The 19013-nt window shown below is 73.0% G+C and carries 16 protein-coding genes; 12 read left to right on the forward strand and 4 right to left on the reverse strand.

Features of this window, described 5'->3' with window-relative positions:
- Positions 1 to 106 precede the first annotated feature (106 nt).
- Positions 107 to 529 carry a DUF6069 family protein gene (locus ACNYC2_RS00150; protein WP_419705124.1) on the forward strand — a complete coding sequence of 141 codons (423 nt, stop codon included), beginning with the start codon at positions 107 to 109 and terminating at the stop codon, positions 527 to 529.
- A gap of 84 nt (positions 530 to 613) precedes the next feature.
- Positions 614 to 2455, forward strand: coding sequence for a CocE/NonD family hydrolase (locus ACNYC2_RS00155; RefSeq protein WP_419705125.1), 1842 nt, complete (start codon positions 614 to 616; stop codon positions 2453 to 2455).
- Positions 2456 to 2533: 78 nt separating this feature from the next.
- Here ACNYC2_RS00155 and ACNYC2_RS00160 read toward each other — a convergent pair whose 3' ends face one another.
- Positions 2534 to 2938, reverse strand: a complete 405-nt coding sequence (locus ACNYC2_RS00160) for a winged helix-turn-helix transcriptional regulator (protein ID WP_419705126.1) — start codon at positions 2936 to 2938, stop codon at positions 2534 to 2536.
- Positions 2939 to 2998: 60 nt separating this feature from the next.
- Between ACNYC2_RS00160 and ACNYC2_RS00165 the strand changes: the two genes are divergently transcribed.
- Together ACNYC2_RS00165 and ACNYC2_RS00170 are read left to right on the forward strand one after the other, a co-directional pair.
- Entirely contained in the window at positions 2999 to 3415 is a 417-nt protein-coding gene (locus ACNYC2_RS00165) for a DoxX family protein (RefSeq protein WP_419705127.1), read from the forward strand.
- 25 nt (positions 3416 to 3440) lie between these two features.
- Positions 3441 to 4532, forward strand: a complete 1092-nt coding sequence (locus ACNYC2_RS00170; protein ID WP_419705128.1) for a M20/M25/M40 family metallo-hydrolase — start codon at positions 3441 to 3443, stop codon at positions 4530 to 4532.
- An 84-nt stretch (positions 4533 to 4616) separates the two neighbouring features.
- Here ACNYC2_RS00170 and ACNYC2_RS00175 read toward each other — a convergent pair whose 3' ends face one another.
- The gene (locus ACNYC2_RS00175; protein WP_419705129.1) at positions 4617 to 5801 is read right to left on the reverse strand and encodes a PrsW family intramembrane metalloprotease; all 1185 of its coding nucleotides are present in this window, start codon (positions 5799 to 5801) and stop codon (positions 4617 to 4619) included.
- Positions 5802 to 5875: 74 nt separating this feature from the next.
- Between ACNYC2_RS00175 and ACNYC2_RS00180 the strand changes: the two genes are divergently transcribed.
- The 7 genes from ACNYC2_RS00180 (at position 5876) to ACNYC2_RS00210 (ending at position 14088) form a co-directional block, all read left to right on the forward strand.
- Positions 5876 to 6640, forward strand: a complete 765-nt coding sequence (locus ACNYC2_RS00180; protein ID WP_419705130.1) for a copper homeostasis protein CutC — start codon at positions 5876 to 5878, stop codon at positions 6638 to 6640.
- Positions 6637 to 8325: a glucose-6-phosphate isomerase gene (pgi, locus tag ACNYC2_RS00185; RefSeq protein ID WP_419705131.1), complete on the forward strand. Its 1689-nt coding sequence runs from the start codon at positions 6637 to 6639 to the stop codon at positions 8323 to 8325. Before ACNYC2_RS00180 ends, pgi begins: the two co-directional genes overlap by 4 nt.
- Before the next feature lie 174 nt (positions 8326 to 8499).
- A complete protein-coding gene (locus ACNYC2_RS00190; RefSeq protein ID WP_419705132.1) occupies positions 8500 to 9753 on the forward strand; it encodes a phosphotransferase in 1254 nt (417 codons plus the stop codon).
- Positions 9663 to 11234, forward strand: coding sequence for a sensor histidine kinase (locus tag ACNYC2_RS00195; protein ID WP_419705133.1), 1572 nt, complete (start codon positions 9663 to 9665; stop codon positions 11232 to 11234). Before ACNYC2_RS00190 ends, ACNYC2_RS00195 begins: the two co-directional genes overlap by 91 nt.
- Positions 11231 to 11896 carry a response regulator transcription factor gene (locus ACNYC2_RS00200; protein WP_419705134.1) on the forward strand — a complete coding sequence of 222 codons (666 nt, stop codon included), beginning with the start codon at positions 11231 to 11233 and terminating at the stop codon, positions 11894 to 11896. Before ACNYC2_RS00195 ends, ACNYC2_RS00200 begins: the two co-directional genes overlap by 4 nt.
- Before the next feature lie 138 nt (positions 11897 to 12034).
- Positions 12035 to 12475, forward strand: coding sequence for a hypothetical protein (locus ACNYC2_RS00205; RefSeq protein WP_419705135.1), 441 nt, complete (start codon positions 12035 to 12037; stop codon positions 12473 to 12475).
- A gap of 119 nt (positions 12476 to 12594) precedes the next feature.
- Positions 12595 to 14088, forward strand: coding sequence for a M81 family metallopeptidase (locus ACNYC2_RS00210; RefSeq protein ID WP_419705136.1), 1494 nt, complete (start codon positions 12595 to 12597; stop codon positions 14086 to 14088).
- Here ACNYC2_RS00210 and ACNYC2_RS00215 read toward each other — a convergent pair whose 3' ends face one another.
- Positions 14089 to 15213: a GNAT family N-acetyltransferase gene (locus ACNYC2_RS00215; protein WP_419705137.1), complete on the reverse strand. Its 1125-nt coding sequence runs from the start codon at positions 15211 to 15213 to the stop codon at positions 14089 to 14091.
- A 63-nt stretch (positions 15214 to 15276) separates the two neighbouring features.
- Between ACNYC2_RS00215 and ACNYC2_RS00220 the strand changes: the two genes are divergently transcribed.
- Positions 15277 to 17778: a glycoside hydrolase family 3 C-terminal domain-containing protein gene (locus tag ACNYC2_RS00220; RefSeq protein ID WP_419705138.1), complete on the forward strand. Its 2502-nt coding sequence runs from the start codon at positions 15277 to 15279 to the stop codon at positions 17776 to 17778.
- A gap of 62 nt (positions 17779 to 17840) precedes the next feature.
- Here ACNYC2_RS00220 and ACNYC2_RS00225 read toward each other — a convergent pair whose 3' ends face one another.
- Positions 17841 to 18977, reverse strand: coding sequence for a GNAT family N-acetyltransferase (locus ACNYC2_RS00225; RefSeq protein WP_419705139.1), 1137 nt, complete (start codon positions 18975 to 18977; stop codon positions 17841 to 17843).
- Between the last annotated feature and the right edge of the window lie 36 nt (positions 18978 to 19013).

The following is a 19013-nucleotide window of genomic DNA, read 5'->3' on the forward strand; positions in this document are numbered from 1 at the left end:
CGCCTGAGGGCCACACGACGCGGTACCACAGGCTGATGCCGCCGTGCCCGGTCTTCGAGAGGGTGCGCTCAGGCACGACGGACGTGCCGAGGAGCGGAGGAATCTCATGACCGAGAACTCAGCAACCAGCAGCTCGTGGCCCGCCTGGGCGGTGCCGCTCGCCGCGGCAGTGGTCGCCGTGGCGGTGTGGCTGATCGGCGCGGCGCTCGGCGTGAACCTCGAGGCGCAGCTCGGCGCGGACGTGCAGGCCGTCTCGGTGGTGGCGGCGGCGGTCACCGCGCTCGCGGCGGGACTTGCCGGCTGGGGCGTGCGAGTGCTGATCGGGCGTCTGGTGCGCGGCGGCGGCGTGGTCGTGTGGTTCGTGCTGTGCGGCGTCGTCCTGCTGGCGTCCATGGTGGGCGCGCTCGCCGGGACCACGCCAGGGGCGGTCGCGATCCTGGTGACCATGCACGTGGCTGTGGCCGCAGTCGTCGCGCTGGGGCTACGCACCGTCAGGCGCGGCGCTCCGTCGGGATCAGCTCTCGCCTAAATTCGGGGCATTGCGGGTGAATCTTCTCTAACCTCTCAGGTGAACCCAGGCATCTCAGACCTGGGCCCCAGGGAGGACGCCTCGATGAGATTTCGTACGAGACTCAGCAGGACTGCGCCCGCGGTCGCCGCAGCGGCCACGCTCATGTTCGCCGGGAGCGCTGTGCCCGCCGCGGGCGCGGGTCCGGCCGGGGCCGTCGCCGGCACGACGGCCGCCGCGGGCGACCCCGTCACCCACGACGAGAACGAGCGCGTGCCCGAGGGCGCGGCGTGGACCCAGGCGTACTTTCCGTCGGGGGACGGCGCCGAGCTGCACGCCGACATCCTGCGCCCCGCTCACCTGGGCCCGAACGTGCGGACGCCGGTCATCCTGTCGATCGGGCCGTACTTCGCGCACGCCGGGCAGACGGGGCCCGAGGGCTGGGACGTAGTGGGCCCGTCCGCGCGGTTCCGGGACTTCGTCGACGGCGCCGACCTCATGAGACACGAGTACACCTTCGTCATGGTGGACATCCGCGGCTACGGCGGCAGCACCGGCTGCCTCGACTGGGTGGGTCCGGGCGAGCAGGCGGACATCGCCGCGGCGATCGAGTGGTCCGCGAGCCGGCGGTGGTCCACGGGCGACGTCGGCATGTACGGCAAGTCGTACGACGCCGTCACCGGGCTGGCCGGCAACAACCTGGACCTCGAGCCGCTCAAGGCGGTGGTGGCCCAGGAGCCGCTGTGGAACATGTACAACTACCTGTGGAGCAACAAGGTCGCCCGGCCGAACCTGACGGGCACCCCCGAGGCGTACAACTCCATCGCCACCATGAAGCCCATGAAGGGCGACAGCAAGCGGTACGCGAAGAACGCCCGCTACGAGGAACGGCACCCCGAGTGCCTGGCGAACAACCTGTCGGACCCGAACGAGCCGGACGCCGGGTCGGAGTACTGGGACGCCCGCAACCTGGCCGAGGACGCCGCGGGCACGGACACGCCGCTGTTCGTGACCCAGGGCTTCATCGAGCCCAACACCAAGCCCGAGGACATGGAGCTCTTCCTCGACAACCACACGGGCGTGGAGCGCGGCTGGCTCGGCCCGTGGGACCACGTGCGGGGCAACGACGTCACCGACGGGCGGCTCGCCATGGGGCGCGCAGGCTTCTTCGACGAGGTGATGCGGTTCTACGACGAGTTCCTCAAGGGCGTCGAGCCGGGTGTCGAGGACCCGGCGTACGCGATCCAGGACAACACCGGTGCCTGGCGTGCGCAGGACACGTGGCCCGAGGCCGACAGCTCGACCCGGGTGCGGCTGCGCAAGGGCTCCTACGTGGACGACGGCGGGCCACGGCCGGCGCGGTCGGCGGGGCCGACGGCGGACCGGGTCGACGGGTGGGACATGGAGAACGCGCCGACGCTCGCGCCCTCGCTCGCCCCTTCGCTCGCGCCGGAGAGCCGCGCCGCGGGCGCCGTCACGTCGTCCTACTGGACGTGGTCGGCGCCCGTCGAGTCGGCGGTGCGGATCACCGGCACGCCGTCGGTCACGCTGAACGCGAGTGCGGTCGGGGACGTGATGGTGCGGCTCTGGGACGTCGCGCCCGACGGACGGGCGACCATGTTCGACGAGAACGCGGCGCTGATCGAGCGCCGGGGGCGGCTGTCGTTCGACCTGAAGTCGACCGACTGGACCCTCGCGGAAGGACACCAGCTCGGCGTGCAGATCGGGACGATCAACTACAACTCCTGGAACTGGCTGCCCGAGCCGTCCGGCAACACCGTGCGCGTGAGCGGTGCGCGGCTCTCGCTCGACCTGCAGGACCCGGCGGGCGACGTCGCCACACAGGGGGAGGAGGCGGCCTACCTGGAGCGCTATGTCGCCGTGAACTCGAAGACGCTGTCCGGCGTGGGGAGGGGCAGCTTCCACCTCGGCGTCTCGCACTCCTGAGCTGATCGGTACTCCAGCCTGACGCCGCCCGGGCCGGGCGCCACCTCGTCGTGGCGCCCGGCCCGCGCGGTGCCGGCGTCAGACCTCCGAGCTCGCCTCGACCACGTCGTAGTGCTTGCGTCCCCACTCGCCGAGGGGAAGCAGAGCTTCCAGCAGCTCTGCCCCCGCGGGGGTCGGCGCGTAGCGGATCTGTACGGGCATCGTCGGCACGACCTCGCGTGCGATGAACCCCTGCCGCTCCAGCTCGCGCAGGCGCTGGGTCAGGAGCCGGTCGGAGATGCCGCGGACGTAGCGGCGGTACTCGACGAAGCGCCGCGCGCCCGCGACGCCCGCGTAGAGGATGGCTCCCGACCAGCGCCGGCCGGCGAGCTCGAGAGTGCGCTGGAAGACGGTGCACGCCTCGTCGTCGGCCATGTTCGGTGCGCCGGAGTCCGGCAAGGGGGCCAGGGTCAGGGAGCGGGGAGCGGGCGCCTCGGAAGTCACTTACTCATAGTGAGTTGCTAACCCGGCCCTTGGCAAGTCTCGGCGGGTGCCGGACGATTCGTGAGGCGTCCGGACGGGCGCCTGCTCTCGCCGGGTATCCCGGCCGTCGTCCTCGGAGGACCCGTGTTCGTTGCGTCTGTAGTCGTCTCTGCCCTGCTCGCCCTGGTCACCGCGTTCAGCGGCTACGGCAAGCTGACGGGCAACCCGCAGGTGGTCGAGCCGCTCACCACCAAGCTCGGTGTGCCCGAGAAGCTCGTCCCGGTGCTCGGCACGCTGCTGGTCGCCGGCGCCGTCGGCACCGTCGTCGGGATCTGGTGGGCGCCGATCGGCATCGCTGCCACCGCGTGCTTCGTCCTGTACTTCCTGGGCGCGGTCGTCACGCACGTCCGCGCGAAGGACTGGCCGGGAGTCGGCCCGACGGCCGGTCTGATGCTGCTCTCGGTGGCGGCTCTCGTGCTGCGCCTGCTCTCGCTCTGACCCGAGCGGCGGCTACCGTGCGGGCATGACTTCTCCTGACGCCGACGCCCTGATCGCCGACCTCCGGACGCTGGTCGAGTGCGAGTCGCCGTCGTCGGACCCGGACGCGCTGGCCCGGTCCGCCGACCTGGTGGCCCGGCTGGGCGCCGCGCACCTGGGTGTGGAGCCCGAGCGGCTCGGCATCCACCTGCGGTGGCGGCTCGGCGGCCCCACGCGCGTGCTGGTGCTGGCGCACCACGACACGGTGTGGCCGATCGGCACCCTGCGGACGCACCCGTTCGGGATCTCCGACGGCGTGCTGCGCGGCCCCGGCAGCTTCGACATGAAGACCGGCCTGGCCATGGCGCTGCACGTGCTCGGGTCCCTCGACGACCGGACCGGAGTCACCCTCCTGGTGACCGGCGACGAGGAGATCGGCTCGCCGTCGTCCCGGACGCTCATCGAGGACGAGGCCCGTGGGGCGGACGCCGCCCTCGTGCTGGAGGCCTCGGCCGACGGCGGCGCGCTCAAGCTCGAGCGCAAGGGCACCTCCATCTACCGCGTGCTGGTGAAGGGCCGGGCCGCGCACGCGGGCCTGGAGCCCGAGAAGGGCGTCAACGCGTCGGTCGAGCTGGCGCACCAGGTGCTGGCGGTCGCCGTGCTCGGCGACCCGGCGCTCGGCACCACCGTGACGCCGACGGTCGCTGCCTCCGGCACCACGGGCAACACAGTCCCGGCCGAGGCATCGTTCGCGGTGGACGTCCGCGCCCGGACGGTCGCCGAGCAGCAGCGGGTCGACTCCGCGATCCGCGCGCTGACGCCGGTGCTGCCCGACGCCGCGCTCGAGATCGAGGGCGGTATCAACCGGCCGCCGCTGGAGGGCGCGCTGTCCGCCGCGCTCTTCGCCCGGGCGTCGCAGATCGCCGCGGAGGCCGGCCTGCCGCCGCTGACCGGTGTGGCGGTGGGCGGGGCGTCGGACGGCAACTTCACCGCCGGCGTCGGCACGCCGACGCTCGACGGCCTCGGCGCGGTGGGCGGCGGCGCCCACGCCGCCGACGAGCACGTCCTGACGGCCCGGATCCCGGACCGCACGGCCCTCCTGCGCGCCCTCCTGCTGGACCTGACCAAAGCCCTCTGACGGATCCGCGAAGTAGAGCGCCTGTCCGGATCTCCCTGGGTGCTGCACGGGAGACTCGGACAGGCGCTCTACTTCACGGATCCGTCAGAGGCGGCCCTGGGGGCCGAAGCCTGTCGTGCCCCATGTGGGTGCCGGGGGGCGGGGCTGGCGGGCCAGGAATGCGGCCCGGGCCTGCTGCATGACCCACACCAGGTACTGCCGCTGCTGCTCCAGCCCGTGCGGGTCGAGATCCCGCTGCGCGCCGGCGCGCTGGTGCAGCAGGGCGAGCTCGGTCGCGGCCTGCTGGTAGTCGGTCATCGCGCGCTCGGCGGGGCGGCCGCCCGCGGACCGGGCCCAGGACCGGGCCGCCCGGCGGCCGGGGAGCGTCGACAGCATCCGCAGGTCGTCGTGCGTGACGATGCCGACCGGGCCGTACAGCGGCAGGTAGTGGCCGATGAGCTGGACGATCCGACGGCGGTCCCGCGCCAGGATCACGATGAGGCCGATCAGCACCGCGAAGCCGACCAGGTAGGCGAAGGCCAGGCCGCCGATCCCGAACTTCGTGGAGCCGTTCCACAGGCTGTGCAGGGCGATGGCGCCGAGCAGCCCGTACAGCGGAGCCCGCCGGCGCAGTCTCCCCGGCCCGGCCAGCGCGGCGACCGCCACGCCGATGCCGGTCATCGCGGTGCACAGCGGGTGCAGCAGCGGCGACACGATGGCCCGCAGCACGAACACGTACCCGAGCTGGTCCACCTCGACGGCGTCGATGAAGTACTGGATGTTCTCCGTCGCCGCGAAGCCGAGGCCCACCATCGCGGCGTAGATGACGCCGTCGGTGGGCCCGTTCAGCTCCTGGCGCCGCCACCAGAGCATGCCGAACAGGACCGCGCCCTTCAGCAGCTCCTCGACGACCGGGGCGCCGAACGTCGCGACGATGTACCAGCCCTCCTCCTCGCCGGTGAGCTCGGTCTCGGTGAGCAGCGACAGCCCGAGCGTGTTCAGGATGCTCGCGAACAGCGCGGCGACGCCAGCACCCCACAGGAACGCGAAGATCAGGGCGTTCGGCGGCTCCGGCTCCAGCCGGTCCAGGGCGAGCACCAGCGGCAGCCAGACGGCGACGGGCAGCACCGCGAGCGACAGCCCCACGACGAACGACGCACCGCCCGTGATCGCGTCGAACGCGAGGATGACGATGAGGCACACCGACGCGAAGACGATCCCCAGGATCACTCCGATCGGGGCACGCCCGGGGGCGCGACCCGTGAGGATCGCACTGGGATCGATAGCCATGCCAGGGACCCTACCGACTCGGCGGCGGACACGGCGGGCGACAGACCGGCCCGGGGCCCGGCTACGCTGGCGCCGTGCCCCAACGTGTCGCTCTCGAGCTCGCTGTCCAGGATCCGGCCGGGGCGGTGATCGCTGCCGGCGTCGGCGCCCGCCGCGTCGAGCTCTGCTCCGCGCTCGGCGCCACCGGCGGCATCACGCCGAGCGCCGCGCTCGTCGAGGCGGTGGTCGACGCCGCGGCGGTGGTCCCGTCGTCCGACAGCTCCCCGATCCTCGAGGTGCACGTCCTGGTGCGCCCGCGCCCGGGCGGATTCGTGTACTCGGCCGCCGAGATCGACCTGATGCTGCGGGACGTCACCCTGGCGACCGACCAGGGCGCCGACGGCGTCGTGGTGGGCGCCCTGACGTCGTCCGGCACGGTGGACGTGCGGCGGATGCGCGACCTGGTCGCCGCGGCCGAGGACGCCGAGGTGACGTTCCACCGCGCGCTCGACGTGATCGCGGACCCGATCGCCGCGCTCGACGCGCTGGCCGAGCTCGGCGTCGCGCGGGTGCTGACCTCCGGCGGCGCGGCCCGCGCGGGCGAGGGGCTGGACCGGCTGGCCGCCCTGGTCGAGCACAGCGCCGAGCTGGGCATCGAGATCATGGCGGGCGGCGGCGTCACCGCGGCGGACATCCCGGCGCTGCTGCGCGTCGGCGTGGACGCCGTGCACCTCTCCGCGAAGCGCACGGTGGTCGACGCCGCGGGCCCGGGCGGCGGGGACGAGGCGGGTTACGAGGTGACGGATCAGACACTCGCCGAGGCTGCGGCCGAGGCGCTCCGGACTACGGTTGTCTCATGACCTCAGAGCCGGCCCGTGGGCCTGTCGACGCCACCACCACCAACGCCTGGGGCTCGCTCACCGAGCTCTCCAAGAACCTCCGGCCCGACCTGCGCGGCTGGTTCGCCGCGGACCCGGACCGCGCCCAGCGCCTGAGCTACCAGGCCGCTGACCTGCACGTCGACCTGTCGAAGAACCTGCTGACGGACGAGGTGCTCGCCACTCTCGTCGCCCTGGCGGACGAGGTGCGGCTCACCGAACGCCGCGACGCGATGTTCGCCGGCGAGCACATCAACGTCACCGAGGACCGCGCGGTGCTGCACACGGCGCTGCGCCGCCCGTCGGACGAGCCGCTGACGGTGGACGGCCAGGACATCGCCGCCGACGTGGCCGACGAGCTCGCCAAGGTCTACGCGTTCGCCGAGAAGGTTCGCTCCGGCGAGTGGACCGGTGTCACGGGCGAGCCCGTCCGGACGATCGTGAACATCGGCATCGGCGGCTCCGACCTCGGCCCGGTCATGGCGTACGAGGCCCTGGAGCCCTACGTCCAGGACGGCCTGGAGGTCCGGTTCGTCTCGAACATCGACCCCACCGACGTCGCGCAGAAGACCGCCGACCTCGACCCGACGACCACGCTGTTCATCGTCGCGTCCAAGACCTTCGGCACGCTGGAGACCCTCACCAACGCGCGCCTCGCGCGCGACTGGCTGTGGCGCTCGCTGGTCGCGGCAGGCGCCATCGAGGACTCCGAGGACGGCCGCTCCGACGCCGTCGCGAAGCACTTCGTGGCCGTATCGACCGCGCTGGACAAGGTCGCGGCGTTCGGGATCGACCCCGAGAACGCCTTCGGGTTCTGGGACTGGGTCGGCGGCCGCTACTCCGTCGACTCGGCGATCGGCACGTCGCTCGCCGTCGCCATCGGGCCGGACGCGTTCGCCGAGTTCCTGGGCGGCTTCCACGCGATGGACGAGCACTTCCGGACCACGCCGCTCGAGCACAACGTGCCCGTCCTGATGGGGCTGCTCAACGTCTGGTACGTGAACTTCCGCGACGCGCACACGCACGCCGTCCTGCCGTACGCGCAGCAGCTGCACCGGTTCCCGGCCTATCTGCAGCAGCTCACCATGGAGTCCAACGGCAAGTCCGTGCGCTGGGACGGCACACCCGTCACCACCGAGACCGGCGAGGTCTTCTGGGGCGAGCCCGGCACCAACGGGCAGCACGCGTTCTACCAGCTCATCCACCAGGGCACGCGGACCATCCCGGCGGACTTCATCGCCGTCGCGAACCCCGCCTACCCCCTGCGCGACGCCGACGCCGACGTGCACGGCCTGTTCCTCGCGAACTTCTTCGCGCAGACCAAGGCGCTCGCGTTCGGCAAGACGGCCGACGAGGTGCGCGCCGAGGGCGTCGCCGAGGACCTGGTCTCGGCCAAGGTGTTCAGCGGCAACCGGCCGACGACGTCGATCCTCGCCCCCGCGCTGACCCCGTCCGTGCTGGGCCAGCTCGTCGCGCTGTACGAGCACATCACCTTCGTGCAGGGCGTCGTGTGGGGCATCGACTCGTTCGACCAGTGGGGTGTGGAGCTCGGCAAGAAGCTCGCGCTGGAGATCGCCCCGGCGGTCGCGGGCGACGAGGCGGCCCTCGCGGCCCAGGACCCGTCCACGGCGGCCCTCATCGCGAAGTACCGCGAGCTCCGCTCCTGACCCGTTCCACCCGTTCCACCCGTTCCGCGAAGTAGAGCGCCTGTCCGATTCCCCCCGCTGTCGCCAGGGAGAATCGGACAGGCGCTCTACTTCGCGGAACGGGTGGGGTGGGGGTTAGAGGTTTCTAATGCCTGGCAGCGGGCTTCTGTGGGTGACGGCTGCGAGGATTACCGGGTGAACACGCACCTCGACCTGCTGACCGGTGACGCAGCCGCGGGCCTCCTCGATGCGGCCGTGGCAACGGCCGGCGGCGAGCTCGTGGACTGGCGGGTGCGCCAGGTGGACCATCGCCCCGGCTCGACGACCACCGTCGCCTACCGGGCGACGGTGCGCTGGGACGGCGTCGAGCGGTCCGAGACGCTCGGCGCGAGCGTCGGCCGCTCCCGCGACGGCCGCCATCCGGGCGTGGTCACGCTGTCGGACGGCGACGCGACGGTCGCCGTGTGGCGCTTCCCCGGCGACCCGGCGCTGCCCGCCCTGCCCCGTGCCTTCAACCCGGCCGCCGTCGAGGAGCTCCTGGCCGGCCTCGGCGTCGGCCCGGAGGCCCGCGCGAACCCCGTGCTCAAGGTCCGGGCCTACCGCCCGACGCGGCGCGCGGTGATCGAGGCGACTGCCGCGTCGTCCCGAGTGTTCCTCAAGGTGCTGCGCCCCCGCAAGGTCGCCGACCTGCACCGGCGGCACGAGCTCCTGTCGCGGGCCGGCCTGCCGGTCCCGAGGCCCCTCGGCTGGTCCGACGACGGCCTTCTCGTGCTGTCCCCGCTGCACGGCACCGAGATGCGCGCCGCCGTGCGGGACGGCGGGCGCATCCCGTCCCCGCTCGAGGTGCTGGAACTGCTCGACCGGCTGCCCGCCGAGGTGCGCGACCTGCCGCGGCGCCCCGCGTGGAGCGACTCGGCCGAGCACTACGCGGGCGTCATCGGGGCGGCGCTGCCCGCGGAGGCAGGCCGGGCCGCCGACCTGGCCGGCGCGGTCCGGACGCGCCTCGCGGAGCGCGGGACCGGAGCGGACCCCACGCACGGCGACCTCTACGAGGCCCAGATCATGCTCACGGACGGCCGGATCACCGGCCTGCTCGACGTCGACTCCGCGGGGCCTGGACACCGCGCCGACGACCTCGCCTGCCTCGTCGCGCACCTGGACGTGCTGTCCCTCGTGCACGGGAAGGATCCCGCGCAGGTCACGCACGCGGCCCGCATGCGCAAGCTCGCCGCGGACTACGCCGCCGGGTTCGTGGCGGCCCCGGGTGGCCGGGGCGCCGACCGGAGCGACCTCGCCGCGCGTGTCGCCGGGGTGCTGCTCTCGCTGGCCACCGGGCCCCACCGCGTGCAGGAGCGTGGATGGCAGGCGGCGACGTCGCGCCGCCTGGACGTCGTGGCCTCCTGGCTCGACGGGTCCAGGCTCGCGGCGTCGGGCGTGGGCCGCGCATGAGCCTGCGCCGGCCGACGGTACGGGCCAAGGTCGTGACGACGGTGGTGGCCGTGACCGCCATCGGGCTGCTCGCGACGGGCGTGCTGACCCACGCCATCCAGACCCAGCAGATCATGGAGGGCATCTCCAAGGACTTCGACCAGGAGATCGACGAGCTGAAGAACCTGGCGGAGTACGGCGCGGACCCGGAGACGGGCGAGAAGTTCCGCGGGGCGGGCCGCCTCATGAGCGTCGCCATGGAGCAGAACGTCCCGGGCAACTACGAGATCTTCGCGGCTTACCTGGACGGCAAGCACCAGCAGACCAACCCGCCGGGGATCGGAAGGGTGGTCGCGGACAACGCGGTGGTCCAGGACGTCGTCGACGGCCTCACACCGCAGTCGAGCACGACGGTCCAGCGCGAGATCGACACGGAGATCGGCCGGGTGTGGTTCGTCGTCGTCCCGGTGACGGTGCCTGACCGCCAGGAGGTGGGCGCGTACGTCATGGCCTCCGCGCTGGACGAGGCGCTCGAGGCGGAGAACGCCGTGATGCGCACCTACGCGATCGTCTGCTGCGTGGCGCTGGTGCTGCTGGGGCTGTTCGCGTGGCTGGTGGTGAACCGGCTGCTGCGCCCGCTGCGGCAGCTGAGCTCGACGGCGACGCGCGTGACGGAGACCGACTTGTCCCAGCGGGTTCCCGTGGCCACCGATGACGACCTCGGCGAGCTCGCGGGCGCGTTCAACACGATGCTCGACCGGCTGTCCACGGCCATCGAGACGCAGCGCCAGTTCCTGGACGACGCCGGGCACGAGCTCCGCACCCCGCTGACCGTCCTGCGCGGCCACCTGGAGGTGCTCGACCCGGACGACCCGGCGGACGTGCGCGAGACGCGGGACCTCCTGCTCGACGAGACGACCCGGATGGGCCAGATCGTCGAGGAACTGGTGCTGCTCGCCAAGGCGGAGCGGGCCGACTTCGTGTCCACCGCCTCCGTCGACCTGGGCCGCTTCACCGACGACGTGCACGACAAGGCCCGCGCACTGGGCGCGCGCCGCTGGGTGGTGGACGCCCGGGCGGACGCCGAGGTGGTCGCCGACGTGCACCGGCTCACCCAGGCGGTGCTGCAGCTCGCGGACAACGCGGTGAAGTTCACCGGGCCGGACGACGAGGTGGGCATCGGCACGCAGGTGTTCGACGGGCCCGCGGGCCGCCAGGTGCGGCTCTGGGTGCGCGACACCGGGCCTGGCGTGCCGCCCGAGGAGGCGGACCGCATCTTCGACAGGTTCGCGCGGGGCAGCACGACGGGCGGGGCGTCCGGCTCGGGTCTCGGCCTCGCCATCGTGCGGGCCATCGCCCAGGGGCACGGCGGGGACGTGGTGGTCGAACGGTCCGATGGGGGCGGGGCGCGCTTCGTGATGACCTGGCCGGCCGACGGTGTGGCGCCGTCGGGCACGCACGCAGGTAGCAGGAGCGCGGCGACCGAGGAGGAGGCACGTTGAACCAGATCCTGATCGCGGAGGACGAGGAGCGCATCGCGCAGTTCGTGCGCAAGGGGCTCAAGGCGCACGGGTTCCAGCCCACCGTGGTGTCGGACGGCGCGTCGGCGCTGGCCCACGCGATGTCCGGCGGCTACGACCTCATGGTCCTGGACATCGGGCTGCCCGTGCTGGACGGCTTCACGGTGCTGCAGCGCCTGCGCGACGTCGGCTCCACGCTGCCGGTGGTGATCCTGACGGCGCGGGACTCGCTCTCCGACCGGGTGGCTGGCCTGGAGGGCGGGGCGGACGACTACATGTCCAAGCCGTTCGGGTTCGACGAGCTGCTCGCCCGGATCAAGCTGCGGCTGCGGCGGACGACGGGGGAGGCGGCGTCGTCGGACCGCCTGGAGCACGGCGACGTCGGGCTCGACCTGCGTACGCGAACCGCCACCGCGGCGGGGCGCGAGGTGGAGCTCTCGGCACGGGAGTTCGCGCTGGCCGAGGTGTTCCTGCAGCATCCGGGCCAGGTCATGTCCCGCGAGCAGCTGCTGTCGCGGGTCTGGGGCTACGACTTCGACCCGGGGTCCAACGTGGTCGACGTCTACGTGCGGTACCTGCGCAAGAAGCTGGGTGCGGACCGCATCGAGACGGTGCGCGGGGCGGGCTACCGGTTCAAGGGCTGACGCCCGGCCACCGTCCGGGGCGCCTTCCCGGACATGAGAGGCGTCTCATGCAGGTCTCCTCATCGCCTCATCCTGGCGACGCAGACTATCTATCAGGAGGCACCCGAACGGGGCGCCGCGAGACCGGAGGTCACAGAGATGAACCCCTCGACCATGAAGAAGCGCTGGGCCATCGTCGGAGCTGCAGCCGTGCTCGGCGTCGCCGGCGCCACGACGGCAGCGGCGCTGAACGACCCGGCCCCCCGCGCCGAGTCCTCCGCGGCCGTCGCCCTGGACAGCGCGCCGCAGCCCGACAGCGGCACGGGCAGCACGACGGCCGACCCCTCGCCGGAGTCGGCGGACTCGCCGAACGAGTCGGCACGCGACACCGCGGGCTCCGCGCAGTCGGCGGACTCGCCCGGTGACGCGAACTACGACCCGTCGCCGGAGTCGGCGGACTCGCCGAACGAGTCGGCGCACGACACCGCGGGCTCCGCGCAGTCGGCCGACTCGCCGAACGACGCGAACTACGTCGACGACCAGGACGACAACACCCCGAACGACGCGGACGACGACGCGGACGACCGGAACGACGACTGATCCCAGCGCGGAACCCGCGGCCGGTAAGAGGCCAGGTGCTGGCAGCTCAACTGCTGACACCTGGCCTTTTGGCGTGGAATAACCACTAAGTCGTCACTCGTCCCGCTTACACTGCGCGCGTGACCCGTACCAACCATCGGCCGCGGATCGCGATCTGCGGTATGGCCATCGAGTCCAGTACGTTCTCCCCGCATCGCTCGGGCTGGGAGGCGTTCACCCTGCTGCGTGGCAACGAGCTGGTCCGGAGGTACCCGTTCCTGCGGGACGGCGCGCCGCTGCGCCGGGAGGCCGAATGGGTGGGGGTGCTGCGGGCCGGGGCGCTCCCGGGCGGTCCGGCCCTCACCGACGTCTACGAGACGGTCCGCGCCGAGATCGGCCTGGCGCTGGAGGCGCAGGGTCCGTTCGACGGGGTGCTGCTCGACATCCACGGCGCCATGGCCGTGCTCGGGTACACGGACGCGGAGGCGGACCTCGCCCGGACGGTGCGTGCCGCCGTCGGGCCCGACTGCCTGGTCTCCGCCTCGACGGACCTGCACGGCAACGTGTCGCGTGAGCTCGCCGAGACGGTCGACCTGATCGCCTGCCATCGCATGACACCGCACGAGGACGACGACGAGGCACGCGAGCGCGCGGCCACGAACCTGCTGCGCCGGATCGACGGGGCGGGCCGGCCGCGGAAGGCCTGGGTGCAGGTCCCGGTGCTGCTGCCGGGGGAGCGGACGAGCACCCGGGTCGAGCCGGCGCGGGGCATCTACGAGGACGTGGCACGGGTCGGCGCGCTCGACGGCGTCCTCGACGCCTCCGTCTGGGTCGGGTACGCGTGGGCGGACGAGCCGCGCTGCCGGGCCGCCGTCGTCGTCATGGGGGACGACGACGCGCTCATCACGCGCGAGGCGGAGCGCCTGGCCCGCCGGTACTGGGACGCCCGCGGCGAGTTCGAGCTCGTCGCGCCGGCGGGCACCTACGAGGAGTGCATGAAGGCCGTGCTGGCGAGCGACGCGCGGCCCTTCGTCCTGTCGGACTCGGGCGACAACCCCATGGCCGGCGGCGCCGGGGACGTCACCTGGACCCTCGCCCGGCTCCTGGCGGAGCCCGCCTTCGCGAACCCGCCGGAGGTGGGCGGCCGGAGCGCCATCTACGCGTCCCTGCCCGATCCCGGGGCCGCCCGCGCGGTCGCGGACGCCGGCGTGGGCGCCGTCGTCGAGGTGACGGCCGGCGCCCGGGTCGACGCCGGGCCGGCCGGGCCGGTGACGCTGCGCGGCGTGGTCGAGCACGTCCACGAGGGCGACCCGGTGGCGGGCACCGTCTGCGTGGTGGCGGCCGGCGGGCTCAAGGTGATCCTCACCGAACGGCGCAGGCCCTATCACCTGGAGTCCGACTTCACGGCGATCGGCCTGGACCCGCGCGGGACCGACGTCGTCGTCGTGAAGATCGGCAACCTGGAGACCGAGCTGTACGACATGGCCGACGACTGGATGCTCATGCTCACCCCGGGTGGGGTGGACCAGGACCTGCTCCGCCTGCGGCACACGAACCTGGGCGGCCCGGTCCACCCGTTCGCCCCGCCGGAGGCGTTCGGGGACGGCCCGGACCTGACCGCCCACCTCCTGTGACTACAGCGGGCCCTGGAACTCCGCGCTACCGCCCGCCGGGACGAAGCCCAGCGCGATGTTGATCGCGAGCATGTGCGGGTTCTCCTCGTTGTTCCAGGTGTAGATGCGCTGGGCGCCGGGGCGCAGGCGCGCGTGCTCCCGCAGGTTCACCGCCTTGACGAGCATCCCGAGCCGGTGTCCCCGGTGCGCGCCCAGCACCACCGTGGCCTGCTGGTCGGTGTGGTCGGGCTTCTCGTCGTTCCACTGCAGCATGGTCATCGCGACGAGCTCGCCCGTGGCCACGTGCTCGGCCGCGGTCACGACGTACTGGTCGCCCTTGGCGGCCATCGCCGCCTCCTCGCCCCGGATGCGCTCGAGGTCCCAGACGTCGGACTCGAGATCCAGGCCGCCGCGCGGCTCGTCGTCGGCCAGGGCCTGCTGGAGAGCGGCGTACTGCACCATCCACTCCTCGGGCGTCGGCGCCGTCCACGTGTGGACGCGGTACGCGTCCCCGGCGGCGGCACGGGACTCGGCCTCGAACCGCGCAACCGTCTCGGGTGCGACCGGCAGGTCGATCCGGGACCGGCGCTCCACGAGCTCCAGGCCCAGCCCCAGCTTCTGGGCCAGGCGGACACCCGGCAGGTCGGCGGAGACCCGGCCGGAGCCGGACGCGGGAACCAGCGACTCGCCCTCCGCCGGCCCGGGCCCGAAGTCGACCGGGGCCAGGACCGACGTCCGGCCCTCCGCGCGTGCGGTGCTGCGCATCCAGTCGGCCAGGGCGGTACCGATCCCCTGCCGCCGGTACTCCGGGTGCACCACGACGAAGCCGATGGCCAGCTCCGGGTTCGACCGGACGAAGAGGCTCAGGAGCACGCTGCCCACCACCCGCGGCCCGTCGGGTGCGTCCACCACGGCGATCTGCCGCAGTCGGCGCCGGTAGTTCTGGTTGTTCATCGTCACCAGGATCCCGAGCGGCGTCTGCGCCTCGTCGGCGTTACCGAGGTCGGCGGCGCCCACTGCGGCATCGAGCTCGGCGATGCCCCGGTAGGCCCACGCCTCCGGGTCCTCGAGCGACGACGGGTGGGGAGGGGCCATCAGCCGCCACGTCGACGTCGACGAGGCGGGTACCGCAGAGGTTGAGGTCATGTGCCCAGGGTGCTCCCGGCGGTCCCCGGACGCACGGCTTTTTGCTACGGGTAGCGTGACCGCATGCCGAAGAAGCCGCAGGCCCGCACCGCAGTCGCCACCGCAGCTGCCCCGGCGGCGATCGTCAGGAAGCTCAGCGTCGAGCAGAAGGCCCGGCTCCTGTCCGGAGCATCCTTCTGGACCACCGCCGAGGCCCCCGGAGTCCCGTCGGCCTTCTTCGCGGACGGCCCGCACGGCGTGCGCAGGCTCGCTCCCGACGTCGGCGACATCGAGGGCGCCGTCCCCGCCACGTGCTTCCCGCCGGCGGTCGCGCTGGGCAGCACGTTCGACGTCGGCCTGGTCCGGCGCGTGGGCGAGGCAGTGGCGGCCGAGGCCAAGGAGCGCGGCATCGACGTCGTGCTCGGGCCGGGCATCAACATCAAGCGCAGTCCCCTGTGCGGGCGCAACTTCGAGTACGTGTCCGAGGACCCGCTGCTCGCGGGCGAGATCGGCGCCGCCCTCGTCACCGGCATCCAGGCCGGCGGCGTCGCCACGAGCCTCAAGCACTTCGCCGCGAACAACCAGGAGACGGAACGCATGCGCGTCTCCGCCGACATGGACGAGCGCACCCTCCGCGAGATCTACCTGCGCGGCTTCCAGCGCGTCGTCACCAAGGCCCGGCCCGCGACGCTCATGTCGTCGTACAACCGCATCAACGGCACCCACACCGGCGAGGACCGTCGCATCACCACCGACATCCTGCGCGGCGAATGGGGGTTCGACGGCCTCGTCATGTCCGACTGGGGCGCCGTCCACGACCGCGTCGCCGGTGTCCGCGCAGGCCTGGACCTGGAGATGCCCGCCGCCGGAGAGGGCCGGGTCAAGGAGCTCGTCGCGGCGGTGAGGTCGGGTGCCCTCGACCTCGCCGACGTCGACCGCTCGGCCACCCGGGTGGTCGCGCTGGCGCTCGCGGCGCAGGCCGCGCGCGGCGGTGTGCCGTCGCTCGCCGAGCGCGGTCACGATCCCGAGGCCTGGCACGACGCCGGTCACCACGCCCTGGCGCGGGAGGCGGCGAGCCGCGCGGTGGTGCTGCTCAAGAACGACGGCGGCCTGCTGCCGCTCGCGCCGCAGACCCGCGTCGCGGTGATCGGCGAGCTCGCCCGCACGCCGCGCTACCAGGGTTCAGGATCGTCCCAGATCGTCCCGACCCGGCTCGACGACGCCCTCACGGCGATCCGGGACGCGGCGCCCGACGCCCTCTTCGCACCGGGCTACGACGTGACTGACCCCTCGCTGGTCTGGCGAGGTAGAGCGCGTGTCCGAGACCGCGACGCTCGCCCCCTGCGGTCTCGGACACGCGCTCTACTTCGCCAGGGCAGCGGGGACGAACTCGCCGCCGACGCCGTGGACGCGGCCCGCTCCGCGGGCGTGGTGCTGTTCTTCGCGGGCCTGCCGCAGTCGGCCGAGGCGGAGGGTCGCGACCGCGCGGACATCGAGCTGCCCGCCGTCCAGCTCGACCTGCTCGACCGGGTGCTGGAGGTCAATCCGCGCGTGGTGGTGGTGCTGTCCAACGGTTCGGTGGTGCGGCTGTCCGGGTTCGCGGACCGGGTGCCCGTGATCGTGGAGGGCTGGCTGCTGGGGCAGGCGGGCGGCGGGGCCCTGGCCGACGTGCTGTACGGGCGCGTCAACCCGTCCGGCCGGCTGGCCGAGACCGTTCCGCTGCGCATCGAGGACACCCCGGCCTGGACGAGCTTTCCGGGCACGGGCCTGCGGGTCACCTACGGCGAGGGCATCTACGTGGGCTACCGCTGGTACGACGCGCGCGACCTGGACGTGCAGTTCCCGTTCGGGCACGGGCTCTCGTACACGACGTTCGGGTACTCGGGGCTGGGGGTCTCGACAGGCTCGACCAACGGAAGGGGCTCGACCAACGGAAGGGGCTCGGCCAACGGGAAGGGCTCGGCCGACGGGAAGGGCGCGTCCGGCGACGTCGGGCTCACCGTGCGCGTGACCGTCACCAACACCGGCGGCGTCGCGGGCCGCGAGGTGGTGCAGTGCTACGTGTCCCTGCCCGGCTCGCCGGTCCCGCGTGCCCCGCGTTCACTGGTCGCGTTCGCCGTGGTCGATCTCGCGCCGGGGGAGTCCCGCGAGGTGGAGCTCTCGGTGGCCCGGGACGACCTCGCGTACTGGGACGTCCAGGCGGACCGGTGGCGGATCGAGGGCGGTACCTACCGGGTGGAGGTGGGCGCGTCGAGCCGAGACATCCGGGCCACCGCGGACGCCGAGGTGCCGTCGGACGGCGTCGTCCCGCCGCTCACCGCCGCTTCCTCGCTGGGTGAGGCGATGGCCCACCCCGTCATCGGCCCCACGGTCACGGGGATGCTGCAGGGCGCGGGCCTGTCGGACGACGTCATGATCATGACCAGCGCGATGCCCCTCGACCGGCTGCCCTATCAGCCGGGCTCGGGCGTCACGCACAAGCAGGTACGGCAGCTGCTGGACGTCGCGAACGGAACCGGCGGCGTGGTCACCCGCACGGCGGGCCGCCTCCTCACCCTGGTCGGCCGCTTCCGCAAGCCCCGTTGAGTGCTGGTTATCTGCGCCTCTCCGGCCCGCGAGGCCGCAGATAGCCAGCACTCGACGAAGGGTCAGAGGCGTTTTTGGAGGGCTGCTTCTGCGCCCGAGGGGCGGAAGCCCAGGGCCACGTTGATGGCCAGCATGTGCGCGTTCTCCTCCGCGTTGAACGTGTGCACACGCTCGGTCTGCGGGTAGCGCGCGGTCAGCTCGCGCAGGTTGACCGCCTTGACGAGCATCCCGAGCCGGTGGCCGCGGTGGGTCTTCAGCGCGATCGTCTCCTCCTGGAACACGAACGCCGGCTTGGCGTCCTGCAGCAGGAACGACGTACCCGCCACGACCTCGCCGGACGGGACGTGCTCCACGAGAGTGGTCAGCAGGCGCTGGCCGCTCGCGGCGCGCTCCTCGAGGTACACGCCGACGCGCTCGGCGTCCCACGTCTCCTCGCCGAAGTCGAGCTCACCCTGCGGCACGTCCGTCGACATCCGCGTCATGAGCTGGGCGTATCCCGCGCGCCACTCCTCGGGGATGCCCTCCCACGTGTGCGTCCGGTAGTCGTCACCCGCCTTGGCGCGCGCCCCCGCCTCGAACGTCGCCAGCTCGTCGGGATCCACGGGCAGGTCGAGCCGTGACATGCGCTCCACCTGCTCGATCGTGTATCCGCGGCGGAGCGCGAACCGCACGCCGGGGACGTCGGCGGGTATTCGCCCGACGCCGGTGGCCGGTACCACCGCTTCCTCGTCGGCGGCGGCCTCGCGCGCCGCCGCCGCCCAGACGAAGAACGTGGTCCGCCCCGCATCGGCGGCTGCCTCCTCCACCCGCGCCGCGAGGGCCGTGCCGATGCCCTGCCGCCGGTGGTCCGGGTGGACCTCCACATGGACGTCGGCGGTGTGCGTGTTGTCCTTGAGCGTCATCGCCACGAACCCGAAGCCGACCACGTCGTCGGCGGTAGGCGCTCCGCCGCCGGGCCGGTCCAGGACCGCGACGAACCGCTGCTTGCGTGCGTACTCCTGATGCAGCATGCCGGTGACGGTCTGCCGCGCCGGGCGGGCGAGGTCGTCGTACCCGCGGCTCGCGATCTCCGTGGCCCGCTCGACCTCGGCGGTCCCGTGGTACGCCCAGGCGTCGGGGTGGTCGACGGACGGTACGGGCGCCACCTCGATGACATGCCACGGCGTCTGTGCCGGCGTGCGGCCGGTGGGGGAGGTCATCCCACCAGGGTGCCCCCGCCCGCCGCCGTCGGCGAG

This window comes from Promicromonospora sp. NFX87, from assembly GCF_048564965.1.
Taxonomy (GTDB): domain Bacteria; phylum Actinomycetota; class Actinomycetes; order Actinomycetales; family Cellulomonadaceae; genus Promicromonospora.

Bases quoted from the DNA above. Each gene is read 5' to 3' on its own strand.
- ACNYC2_RS00150 (WP_419705124.1), top strand. From the start codon at position 107: ATGACCGAGAACTCAGCAACCAGCAGCTCGTGGCCCGCCTGGGCGGTG.
- ACNYC2_RS00155 (WP_419705125.1), top strand. From the start codon at position 614: ATGAGATTTCGTACGAGACTCAGCAGGACTGCGCCCGCGGTCGCCGCA.
- ACNYC2_RS00170 (WP_419705128.1), top strand. From the start codon at position 3,441: ATGACTTCTCCTGACGCCGACGCCCTGATCGCCGACCTCCGGACGCTG.
- ACNYC2_RS00175 (WP_419705129.1), bottom strand. From the start codon at position 5,801: ATGGCTATCGATCCCAGTGCGATCCTCACGGGTCGCGCCCCCGGGCGT.
- pgi (WP_419705131.1), top strand. From the start codon at position 6,637: ATGACCTCAGAGCCGGCCCGTGGGCCTGTCGACGCCACCACCACCAAC.
- ACNYC2_RS00195 (WP_419705133.1), top strand. From the start codon at position 9,663: ATGGCAGGCGGCGACGTCGCGCCGCCTGGACGTCGTGGCCTCCTGGCT.
- ACNYC2_RS00205 (WP_419705135.1), top strand. From the start codon at position 12,035: ATGAACCCCTCGACCATGAAGAAGCGCTGGGCCATCGTCGGAGCTGCA.
- ACNYC2_RS00215 (WP_419705137.1), bottom strand. From the start codon at position 15,213: ATGACCTCAACCTCTGCGGTACCCGCCTCGTCGACGTCGACGTGGCGG.
- ACNYC2_RS00220 (WP_419705138.1), top strand. From the start codon at position 15,277: ATGCCGAAGAAGCCGCAGGCCCGCACCGCAGTCGCCACCGCAGCTGCC.
- ACNYC2_RS00225 (WP_419705139.1), bottom strand. From the start codon at position 18,977: ATGACCTCCCCCACCGGCCGCACGCCGGCACAGACGCCGTGGCATGTC.